We start from the raw sequence: 10,816 nt of genomic DNA, 5'->3' as shown, positions 1-10,816 counted from the left end.
GACGGTCCGGCCCTGCGCGTCGGTGAGCCGCCCGTCCTCCAGAATCTGGAGCAGGACGTTGAAGATCTCCGGATGCGCCTTCTCGATCTCGTCGAGCAGCACGACCGAGTAGGGCCGCCGCCGCACCTGCTCGGTCAGCTGGCCGCCCTCCTCGTACCCCACGTAGCCCGGCGGCGCGCCGACGAGCCGGGAGATCGTGTGCCGCTCGGTGTATTCTGACATGTCGATCCGGACCACGGCCTGCGCATCGCCGAACATAAACTCGGCCAGCGCGAGCGTGAGCTCGGTCTTGCCCACCCCGGTCGGCCCCAGGAAGATAAACGACCCGATCGGCCGGCGCGCGTCCTTGAGTCCCACCCGCGCCCGGCGTACCGCACGGGATATCGCCTGCACGGCTTCTTCCTGACCGACGATGCGCGTGTGCAGCGCATCCGCCATGCGCAGGAGCTTCTCCGTCTCCTCCTCGACCAGGCGCATCACCGGGATCCCGGTCCAGCTGGAGACGATGTCCGCGATGTCATCGGCGGTGACAGTGGTGATATCCCGCCCTGTGTCGGTCTTCCAGGAGCTCTCCAGTTCCTCGAGCTTCTGCCGGAGCACTTTCTCTTTATCGCGCAGGCTCGCGGCCTTCTCGAAGCCCTGGTTCTTGATCGCCTCTTCCTTTTCGCAGCGGGCCCGCTCGGCCTTCTCGAGCGCCTGGCGCACCTCTTGCGGCAGGAAGCTCGCCTGCAGCCGGACCTTGCTGGCCGCCTCGTCCATCAGGTCGATCGCCTTGTCCGGCAGGAACCGGTCCGAGATGTACTTGTCCGCGAGTTGGGCCGCGGCCACCAGCGCGTCGTCGCCGATCTTGACGCCGTGGTGCGCCTCGTACCGGTCGCGGAGCCCGCGGAGGATCTCTACGGTCTGTTCGACGGTCGGTTCGGAGACGAGGATCGGCGCGAAGCGCCGCTCGAGCGCCGCGTCGCGCTCGACGTACTTGCGGTACTCGTCGAGGGTCGTCGCGCCGATGCACTGCAGTTCGCCGCGGGCCAGCGACGGCTTCAGGATGTTGCTGGCGTCGATCGCTCCCTCGGCCGCCCCGGCGCCGACGAGGGTGTGGAGCTCGTCCACGAAGAGGATGACCTCGCCCTGCGCCTTGCGGATCTCCTCCATAACCTTCTTCATCCGCTCCTCGAACTCGCCGCGGTACTTTGTGCCGGCGACGAGGGCGGCGAGGTCGAGCTGTACCACCCGCTTGTTCCGGAGGCTCTCGGGGACGCCCCCGCGGACGATCCGCTGGGCCAGGCCCTCGGTGATCGCGGTCTTCCCCACGCCCGGCTCGCCGATCAGGGCTGGGTTGTTCTTGGTCCGGCGGGACAGCACTTGGATGACACGCTCGATCTCCCGCTCCCGGCCGATCACCGGGTCCAGCTTGGTCTCCCGAGCCAGCTTGGTCAGGTCCCGGCCGAACTCGTCCAAGATCGGCGTCTTGCTGGCCTGCTTGGTGGAGGAGACGGTGCCCTCTTCCCCGAGGAGGAAGGCGACCTGGGAGCGGACGCGCTCCAGATCGGCCCCCATCGCCTCGAGCACGCGTGCGGCGACGCCGTCGCCCTCGCGGATCAGCCCAAGGAGGAGGTGTTCGGTGCCGATGTAATTGTGCCCGAGCCGCCGGGCTTCGTCCAGCGCGAGCTCGAGGACCTTCTTGGCCCGGGGTGTGAACGCGACTTCCTCGGACGGTGTGCGCTCCCCGCGCCCGATCGCGCTCTCGATCTCCGCCCGCACCCGCTCCGGACTAATCTTGAGGGACTCGAGGACCTTGCTGGCGACCCCTTCGCCATCGCGGATCAGGCCGAGGAGGAAATGCTCCGTGCCGACCGCGCCGTGGTTGAGGCGCTTCGCCTCCTCCTGGGCGAGGATGACCACCCGGTGGGCACGCTCCGTGAATCGTTCAAGCATCTCGCGAGTGAGCCCCTCTCTGCCTGGGGGCCTGCGTCACGGTCCAGTGTGCCATGATGCCGCGTCGTCCGCGTCCATCTCGTTGTATGCGGAGTGCAGGGTTCCACCATTCAATCTGACCATCATGTTCCCGGAGTACGCCGTGCTCAACCGACCTTTGGCAATCGTCACAAAGCCCGATCCGATTCAAAGTCGGTGTAAGAAATCCAACCCCGACTTTGATACCACACGCCCGGCATCGCGCGCCCGTCATATCTCGCTTTCTTCCCGGCCCGCTATAGTGGCTCGGCTTCGACCTCCCGCCGGAGATCCCCACCGGGAGCAATCTCATGACCCGGGGCCGAAGATTACATCGTCAGCAACCCGATCTTGGGCGCCGCTCCGGGGTGCATCGTCACCCTCACGGTTGGGGCAGTCTTCTTCATCGGCAACGCCCTTCGCGACGCCCTCGACGTCCGCTGACGCTGAAAGGGCCCCGGCTGGAACCCCCCGTGTCCCCTGCGGGCGCCCAAAGGGGGGTGTGCTATAGTGCGTGGAGAATGCACGAAGCGGCTCCGGCATGGTGCATGGAATCGTTGACGACAACTCAGACACCATGTGAGGAGGCCGCTCTCATGCCCAACGTACTACGGGTGACGGGCAATGGCAAGGCGAATCGCGCCATCTGAAATCTTACCAGCGGCCTTATCGTCGCATCATCTAAGATCGTACCGAGAGCCCGCCCATTCCAGGACCCCGGAGGCCCTGGTGACTCCCACGTCCACAACAACGTGGGAATCGAGATCCCCGGGGGGCTAGAGGAAACGACGGAGCAGTCGGCACGTCCAATGACACCCGACTCCCAGGTCCCCGACGAACGCCGCGAGAACCCGCGCCCTCACGCCGAGAGGTCCCTGATCATGATGCCGAACGCCGCTGGCGAGCCTGCAGTCAAGCACTTCGCGCAACGCCTTGACCAGCAGAATCGGGGGTTGCGTTAGCTCGCCGGCGGTACAGTTACGGACCCGGCGTGCCCGTCGACGAGGTCCTGGTCTGTCATTCTGAAGGGGTATCCGAAAACGCACGAACTGCCACCGTGAGCGCCGATCCCGCATGCAGGCACGAGAACCGGAAGACCAGGAGACCATTCTCCGGTCCGCCATGGAGTTTCTAGAGACGACCGATGGCGGAACGGTTTTCAGGGCCATAGCCCTTGCGAGAGAGCTACATCTTATCGACTTCGATGATTGGGAGTTAGAGAAAGTGCAGTATCGGGACGAAACGGAAGTCAGTTTGGTTCATGCGTACCGGCGCAGGCGAGCGCCGCGTTGTCCGCACGGCTCCCGAGCTTGACGCCGCCACCGACGAGAGAGGCGATTTGTTAACTCAGCGCTTGTGCAGGAGCCCAATGAGCGGTCCCAGCATCTTAGCCGACGCCGAGCGCCTTCGCTGCCCGCTTCACATCACGCGGCTTGACCCAGAGCATCGCTCCGAACCTGCCGGCGCCGGCAGCGATAGCGCTGTTCGCGGTCACGTTGATCTTCGCGTCACCCAGCTTCGCGAAGTAGTCCACCAGCGCTCCGGCGCGGAAAGACCTTCATCTCAACGCGAATGCGCGACCGTCGGAAGATCTGGCCACGCCGTGCTCAAGGCCAGGCCTAGCGGGCCTTGACCAGAAAACGGATGGCTGTGCGCTCCTCACCCTCGATTTCCACCTTGGTGAATGCGGGAATCGCTACCAGATCGATCCCGTTGGGGGCAACGAATCCGCGGGTGATCGCGATCGCTTTGACCGCCTAGTTTACCGCGCCCGCACCGAGGGCTTGAAGCTCCACAGAGCCCTTTGCGCGCAGCACGGCCGCCAGCGCACCAGCAACGCCCTTGGGCTTCGAGGTGGCAGACACCTTAAGGATCTCCCCCATGAAAGAACCTTACTGGCCCTTTTTTTGTGTGAGCCGAAATTCATCCACCAACACCGAAATGCCGTTGTCGAGATAGTCTACATGCTCCGTTAAGGCCTCAACGGCCTTGCGCAACTTCTCGATGGCCTCAATAAGTTCTTGATTGGGATCATGCGGTTCTCGTTCGTACCGCCTCATCTGGCCCACCTCGTTGGGACATGTATCACACGCAGTATATCGAAAGCACACGATCGGTGTTCCGCGTTCACTGAGTCTAGGGTGTTCAACGCAAATGAACGCCCGGTTCTGTCACAAGGGCGCGAACAAACGAAGAGCTCGACGCCGCCTTCCGGGCATCGAAGGGGCAGCCTGGCTCATTGACAGTCTGGATCCACAACCGCTTGCTCGATCAAGCATGCAAGGGGTGGGAGGAGATCACGTCATTAGATTCAACTACGGGTGAAGGAGGGGGCGTCAGCATGATGACACTCATTCCCGTGGTCATCGTTATCATGGCGATCGTGGTCTTCTCCTTGTTGTCCTTCGTGGTGAAGATCGCCCGCGAATACGAGCGAGGGGTCATCTTCCGGCTCGGCCGGCTGCTCCGCGCCAAAGGGCCGGGCGTGATCCTCCTCATCCCGATCGTGGACCGGATGATCAAGATGGACCTACGAGTCGTGACCCTCGACGTGCCGCGCCAGGAGATGATGACCAAGGACAACGTCCCGGTGACCGTCGACGCGGTGGTCTACTTCCGGGTCGTGAATCCCGAAGACGCGGTCGTCAAGGTCGCGAACTTCTCCAGGGCCACCTACCTCGTCGCCCAGACCACGCTGCGGAGCGTCCTCGGGCAGCACGAGCTGGACGAACTCCTGATCCAGCGGGACCGCATCAATCACCAGCTCCAGCTGATCCTCGACGAGACCACCGAGCCGTGGGGGATCAAGGTGACCCTCGTCGCGGTGCGGGACGTCATCTTGCCGGACACGATGAAGCGGGCGATGGCGAGGCAGGCGGAGACGGAGCGGGAGCGGCGGGCGAAGGTCATCAATGCTGAGGGCGAGTCCCAGGCGGCGGGGCGTCTCGTCGAGGCGGCCACCAAGATGGCCACCCAACCGGTGGCGCTGCAGCTGCGGTTCCTGCAGGCGCTCACCGAGATCGCGACGGAGCACAACTCCACGGTGATCTTTCCCGTTCCGATCGACCTTCTGACCCTCTTCCTCAAGAAGGCCACGGACGATCACGAGAGGTAAGCCGGCCTGGGACCCCATGACATGGTCGGAGTGCTAACGATCGGAAGGGATCGTTGAACGTAGCTATCGGGTGGCCCTTTGGTCGACCATCGCGAAGGTGTCGGGAAAGATTGGATGAATGGAACGGGTGCTGTAAGCGGAAGAATGGAGCATCGTGAATAAGTACCTACGTAGCCTGCTCGTTGGGGCGCTGATCCTGGTGGCCGTGCTCTACCTCATGCTACCGCGCTACCACCAGCACACCCGTCCACAGGAGATCTCGTACAGCGACTTCCTCGACAAGGCACGCAGCGGGCAGATCATCCAGGTCACCGTCGACGACGGGGGAGTGTCGGGCCAGCTCAAGGACGGCCATTCGTTTCGTGTGTATGTGCCTGCACGCGACCTCTCGTACATTGCCCTGCTGCAGTCTAAGGGCGTGACGATCACGGTCGCGCCATCGTCGCGATCGTCGCCGTGGTCCAGCTTGCTGGAGATGCTGTTGCCGTTCCTGTTGCTCGTCGGCTTGTGGATGTTGATGCTCCGGCAGGCACAGCCGGGGTCGAACCCGGTGATGTCCTTCGGAAAGAGCCGCGCCCGGCTCCACACCGAAGCGAAGACCCGGGTGACCTTCGATGATGTGGCCGGAATCGACGAGGCCAAGGAGGAACTGGAGGAGATCATCGAGTTCCTCCGACACCCAAAGAAGTACCAGGCGCTCGGGGCCAAGATCCCCCGGGGTGTGCTCCTCGTGGGCCCGCCGGGGGGTGGCAAGACGCTGCTCGCCAAGGCGATCGCGGGGGAGGCCGGGGTGCCGTTCTTCTCGATCTCCGGCAGCGAGTTTGTCGAGATGTTCGTCGGCGTCGGCGCGGCCCGGGTCCGCAACCTGTTCGATCAGGCGAAGAAGAGCGCTCCGTGCCTGGTGTTCATCGATGAGGTCGATGCCGCGGGCCGGCAGCGGGGCGCAGGCTTCGGTGGCGGGAATGACGAGCGGGAGCAGACCCTGAACCAGTTACTCGTCGAGATGGACGGGTTCGATCCGAACTCGGGAATCATCGTGATCGCCGCGACCAACCGGCCCGATATCCTCGACGCGGCGCTGCTGCGTCCGGGTCGGTTCGACCGCCGGATCGTGGTCGACAACCCGGACACGAAGGGGCGCCGGGCGATCCTGGACGTGCACGTGCGGGGCAAGCCGATCGGCGCGGACGTCAACCTGGACGTGCTGGCGCGGCGCACCCCGGGGTTCAGCGGGGCGGACCTCGCGAACATGGTGAACGAGGCGGCGCTGCTGACGGCGCGGCGGGGCAAGACGCGGATCGGGATGCCGGAGTTCGACGAGGCGATCGAGCGGGTGATCGCCGGGCCGCAGCGAAAGAGCCGCATCCTCTCGCCCAAGGAGCGCGAGCTCACAGCGTACCACGAAGGCGGGCATGCGCTCTTGGGCAAGCTGGTACCACAGGCGAACCCGCCGCACAAGGTGACGATCCTGCCGCGGGGGATGGCGCTCGGCTATGTGATCCAGCTGGCGCAGGAGGAGAAGTACACGCTGACGCGGGCCGAGATCCTGGCGAGCATCACGGTGATGCTAGGGGGGCGGACGGCCGAGGAGATCGTCTTCGGCGAGATTACGACGAGCGCCGCCAACGACTTCGAGAAGACGACCGAGCTGGCGCGGAAGATGGTGACCGAGTTCGGAATGTCCGCCAATCTCGGCCCGCTGACGCTCGGCACCGAGCACAGGCCGGTGTTCCTAGGCCGGGATCTCTTCGAGAGCCAGAACTACTCGGACGAGATCGCGTACGAGATTGACAAGGAGGTCCGGCGGATCATCGACGAGTGCTACAGTCGGGCCCGGCAGGTGCTGACCGAGCACAAGGAGGCGCTCGTGCGGATCGCCAAAACGCTGCTCGAGCGGGAGTCACTCCAGGGCGACGAGCTGGACGTGCTGATCGCCGGCCAGCTGCTGCCGCCGGCCATACCGGCGCTGGCCTCATCGACACCGTCGCTTGCGTTGCGGGTCGCAACCTCGGCCTCACGTCCAGAGAAGTCGATTCCGCCGGCGCTCAAACCCAGGCTTCAAGGTTAGGATGCAACTTCTCCTCGGCGGTTAGGCAGCCCTACCCAGGCGATCTGGAGACATCGCTTGAGTCAACGGGCAGCTGCGTTTCGACGACGCGAGGAGGAGACGCCCATGTCAAATTTCATCACCGCTCCCATCAATGAGAACGGAATCATTCTCGATCCCGATATCGGAAGCATTCTGAAAGACGCGATGTCGCCGCCGTTCCGGTTCACCGACGTCTTCGTGTACTCGCATGGGTGGTGGACGGACGCGACGGGCGCAGTCGCGGATTATAACCGGTTCTCCATGGAGCTCACCAAGCAGCTGCTGCTCATCGGCGCGACGTCCCCGACGCTCCCACACCTGCCAGCGTCGTCCTTCGCTACCGCGGTGCAGTGGCCGTCGACGCTCTCGTTCTACTCGATGGGGAAGCGGGCAGACGTCGTGGGGCAGCACGGCGTTTACGCGCTGCTGCGGATGATCTTCGAGGCGCTGAGCGCCCTGGCGGCTCCACCATCGCTGCGCTTGCATCTGCTCGGGCACAGCTTCGGCTGCCGGGTCGTCTGCTCGGCGCTCGAACAGATCTCGAAGGATGGGACCCAGGTCCCCCCTGCCGTCGCGCTGGACGTCGTGCTCCTGCAAGCCGCCTTCAACAGCGACGAACTCGACCCGAACGGGATGTACGGAAACGCCTCGAAGCTGAATCTGCGGCTGCTGGTGACGCGGTCGGACGGCGATACGTCGCTCGGCAGGTGGTACCCTATCGCTGAAAGACTGGTCAACCTTTTCTCCGGCCGCTCCGTATCGGCGCTCGGTGCGGCTGGACCGAGCGCAGTGACGCAGACGGAGTTCGGCGGCGCGGGAGCCATTGCCGTGGGACCGGGCTTCACCTACCCTGCAGTCGTACCGCTCACAGAGAGGCTCATAGCAGCCGACCTCAGCCCACTCCACGCGGCTACAGGCCCGGGTTACCTATTCTCGGGCCACCATTCCGACATCTATCACGACGAAATCTACCAGCTGATCGCTGGCTTCTTCTTCCGGTAGCGCATTCAGCTATTATGGAGCGTCAAGGTCAACAGTTGGGCGATCGTTTCGATCACGTTTCCGGTCGCGCCCGTTATGGTCCATGGCGCGCCGATTGGAGTACATCCCTGCGAGACGATCGTGCGCACTCCATATGGTCACCCGAGGGCCATGGCGACGGCGCCGCGGTCGTACACCTCATCGTTGAGAAACACATGGGTACGACGGAGGCGGAGGTCGCCGGACGCCATACCGCCCACCATCGGGGTTCCGGGATAGGCCTCCCACCACGCGACCAGCAGACCTTCGGCGTCCAGGGTGAAGGGGTCGGCAAACAGGAACCAGGCGGTGACGTCATCGGGCGACACGACGGCTGCTCTCACGGATTCACCTTCCCCCACCGGCTTTCGGAGCTAACCCGGCGGTGTCTCTTGGCCGGTACCCCCAACGCCACGAGAAAGATGGCGCTCCTTCCTTCGGCGTGGGGGGAGAAGAACGCGGTCACGTCGTCGTCGTAGAAGGTGAGGCCGCTGGCCCCGAGCCCGAGGGCGTAACTGCAGAGGTAGAGCTTACCTCCAACAATCCCGGCCTCCAGTTGAGTGGCGCGATAGCCGCGGTTGCCAAACCGCTCAAGGATGGGCCGGAGGTCCGCCAGGAAGAAGACGTCCACACTGGCGTCGGCCGGCAGCGCCTGTTCGAGGCCGAGATAGCCGGCCCGGACCCGAAAGTCTCCTTCTTTCAGCAGCTCGAGCGCGGTCAGATCCCGTCGAAACACGTAGGCACCGCAGGGAAGGTCGCTCACGGCATGGACAATGAGGTAGAGGTCGTTGAGCGTCGTGCCGACAGGCTCGAGGAAATCAGCAGGGAGTCCGCGGGTGGCTCGGTGGAGTATTGTGGAGAGTTGGGCAAAAGTGATAGGCTCCCGGGCGAACCGTCGAGCTGAGCCCCGCGACGGGATCACCCGTTCAATCGGCTCGCGGGGCAGCTCCTGCTCGCTGAAGGGCCCGAGGGGGAACAGACGTCCCGTGGGGTCAGGCAGCGCAGCTCTCGGCGGACGGCCGCGCCAGGCGGCCACTTCCTTCTCGCTCCCGAGCGACGACGCCGCATGCATGGTTCGGATCTCCGGATAATTTACCTCCGTCTTCGACAGGGGCGTAATGTCAAGTGCCAGCGGGTGGACCTTCGGTGACGGCCCTGCGAGCGTACCACCACGCCCCAGCGGCACGAGGGTGAGAGTCACCTCGCGCTCCGCATCGAGGCTCAGCAGGCGGTTCACAGCGCCGTCCACAAAACCGCCGATCACCCGCGCCGGCATGTCGCTCGCGGCCGCGACCCCGAGCAGGTTGGCCAGAATGGTGCCGCTGTCCCAGAAGCAGTGCCGGTAGGCCCGGGCTTGGTACTTCCAGGCGTTTCGCCAGTACGTGCTGGTGCAGGCGAGGATCGCGGGTGCCGCTGCTACTGCGGGCTCGCCCGCCGCTGCCTGCACCACCTCGCGTCGGAAGTCACCCTGCCGCAGCTTCCGTAGGGCGAAGTCGTGGACGGCGAAGTGATACACGCCCGCCTTCAGGTCTACTAGCTCCCTACAGACAAGGTACAGTTCGATATGGTAGAGCGCGCCGGTGCAGGCCGCCGCCCGAAAGAAGAGTTCCCCACCAGGGTACTTTCGGCGTTTGGTGATGCCGGCTGAGAAGTAGAGGAGCCGTGCCAGGGTCCGGAGGTCCGGGATGCGGTCGCCGTCCGTGGGGACGCTCGTAGCCGAAATGGCGTCCAGCGCTGTGGCGGCCGATGGCGGGATCTCGTGCGGCAGCGGGATCGGCTCCAGAGTAGAGTATATTTTGAAGGGAAGGGGTTGGTTTTTCCAGTCCAAGTAATGACCGCCGCTGCGGACGCTTGTGGAGGAGTGTTTGGTCCCGGTGTGATAAGCCCACGTCGCCTCAAGGCCGCGGTTCGTCATTCGGGGAGGCTGAGTGGATTTCCCCAACGATCACAGCTGGAGTGTGCCCGCTTTTGGGTGAGGTTCAGGAGCACCACCTCCTAAATCAGGGTGTGCTGGACGACAGCAACTCCATGACACGCCTCTGAAGGCCTATATCTAAAACAATTCCGACGAGTTCGTCCCGCTTCGCACCTATCGGTCAGATGAAAGAGGTCCGAGGTTCAAGTCCCCGCGCGCCCGCCAGTCGCAGATGGGTCCAGCCCGGAGACATAGGTAACACTTTGTACCTAAGACATGGGTAACACTTTCGGCCCAAACGGATTGTCGAGCGGTTCAAGTACGCGCGTCTCCAGATCAAAGTATCCCAAGTCATAATCCATAAAGCTGACCAGCCAGATATCGTCGTGCACTTCTTTAATGCCGACGGCTTGTCCCGCAAAGACCTGGCTGACATTGATCTTGATCGCGCCGAGACAGATGCGACCGCACCGGGTCACCACGATCGTTTTGTCATGCAGCGGATAATCGATATCCGGCAAGCCCGTGTAGGGGCGGGGGGACGGCTGATAGACGTCGGCCGGACATTGCATGTTCAGCGCTTCGTGCGGGCGCTCGTTGTTGAAGATGTCGACAAACTTGTCAAAGCGCGCCTGCTGCTGCAGGAAGTTGGAGGCGGCCGGCTTGGTGGCTTCTTTCTTCAACGTGAGGTGCAAGCGTTCATGGCGGCCGTTCTGTTGGGGAT

8 protein-coding genes and 2 pseudogenes are annotated in these 10,816 nt (G+C 63.8%); 3 read left to right on the top strand and 7 right to left on the bottom strand.

Going from position 1 to position 10,816, the window contains the following annotated elements; all coding sequences use genetic code 11:
- The 4 genes and pseudogenes from VKV57_14735 to VKV57_14720 form a co-directional block, all read right to left on the bottom strand.
- Positions 1-1,935 (bottom strand): ATP-dependent Clp protease ATP-binding subunit (locus VKV57_14735; GenBank protein HLW61157.1); only part of this gene is annotated, 1,935 nt, incomplete at its 3' end.
- 1,405 nt (positions 1,936-3,340) lie between these two features.
- Positions 3,341-3,487, bottom strand: a complete 147-nt coding sequence (locus VKV57_14730; protein HLW61156.1) for a hypothetical protein — start codon at positions 3,485-3,487, stop codon at positions 3,341-3,343.
- Positions 3,488-3,572: 85 nt separating this feature from the next.
- Positions 3,573-3,836, bottom strand: a pseudogene (locus VKV57_14725) (stage V sporulation protein S).
- Positions 3,837-3,845: 9 nt separating this feature from the next.
- The gene (locus VKV57_14720; GenBank protein HLW61155.1) at positions 3,846-4,013 is read right to left on the bottom strand and encodes a hypothetical protein; all 168 of its coding nucleotides are present in this window, start codon (positions 4,011-4,013) and stop codon (positions 3,846-3,848) included.
- Positions 4,014-4,297: 284 nt separating this feature from the next.
- Between VKV57_14720 and VKV57_14715 the strand changes: the two genes are divergently transcribed.
- From VKV57_14715 to VKV57_14705, 3 genes are all read left to right on the top strand, one after another.
- Complete coding sequence (locus VKV57_14715) at positions 4,298-5,068, top strand: slipin family protein (protein HLW61154.1); 771 nt, start codon at positions 4,298-4,300, stop codon at positions 5,066-5,068.
- Between the two features lie 154 nt (positions 5,069-5,222).
- Positions 5,223-7,136, top strand: coding sequence for an ATP-dependent zinc metalloprotease FtsH (ftsH, locus tag VKV57_14710; protein HLW61153.1), 1,914 nt, complete (start codon positions 5,223-5,225; stop codon positions 7,134-7,136).
- A gap of 105 nt (positions 7,137-7,241) precedes the next feature.
- Complete coding sequence (locus tag VKV57_14705) at positions 7,242-8,159, top strand: alpha/beta hydrolase (GenBank protein HLW61152.1); 918 nt, start codon at positions 7,242-7,244, stop codon at positions 8,157-8,159.
- A gap of 5 nt (positions 8,160-8,164) precedes the next feature.
- Here VKV57_14705 and VKV57_14700 read toward each other — a convergent pair.
- The 3 genes and pseudogenes from VKV57_14700 to VKV57_14690 form a co-directional block, all read right to left on the bottom strand.
- Positions 8,165-8,506, bottom strand: a pseudogene (locus VKV57_14700) (FIST N-terminal domain-containing protein).
- A gap of 11 nt (positions 8,507-8,517) precedes the next feature.
- The gene (locus tag VKV57_14695; GenBank protein HLW61151.1) at positions 8,518-10,005 is read right to left on the bottom strand and encodes a SagB family peptide dehydrogenase; all 1,488 of its coding nucleotides are present in this window, start codon (positions 10,003-10,005) and stop codon (positions 8,518-8,520) included.
- Between the two features lie 356 nt (positions 10,006-10,361).
- Positions 10,362-10,816, bottom strand: a 455-nt coding sequence (locus VKV57_14690; protein ID HLW61150.1) for an integrase core domain-containing protein, incomplete at its 5' end; no start/stop codon positions are given.

This window comes from bacterium, assembly GCA_035307765.1.
In the GTDB taxonomy this organism is placed as follows: Bacteria; Sysuimicrobiota; Sysuimicrobiia; order Sysuimicrobiales; family Segetimicrobiaceae; genus Segetimicrobium.
Note: the sequence above shows the minus strand (reverse complement) of the source record. Positions and strands in the feature narration are given on the sequence as shown.

Bases quoted from the DNA above. Each gene is read 5' to 3' on its own strand.
- VKV57_14705 (HLW61152.1), top strand. From the start codon at position 7,242: ATGTCAAATTTCATCACCGCTCCCATCAATGAGAACGGAATCATTCTC.
- VKV57_14715 (HLW61154.1), top strand. From the start codon at position 4,298: ATGACACTCATTCCCGTGGTCATCGTTATCATGGCGATCGTGGTCTTC.
- VKV57_14720 (HLW61155.1), bottom strand. From the start codon at position 4,013: ATGAGGCGGTACGAACGAGAACCGCATGATCCCAATCAAGAACTTATT.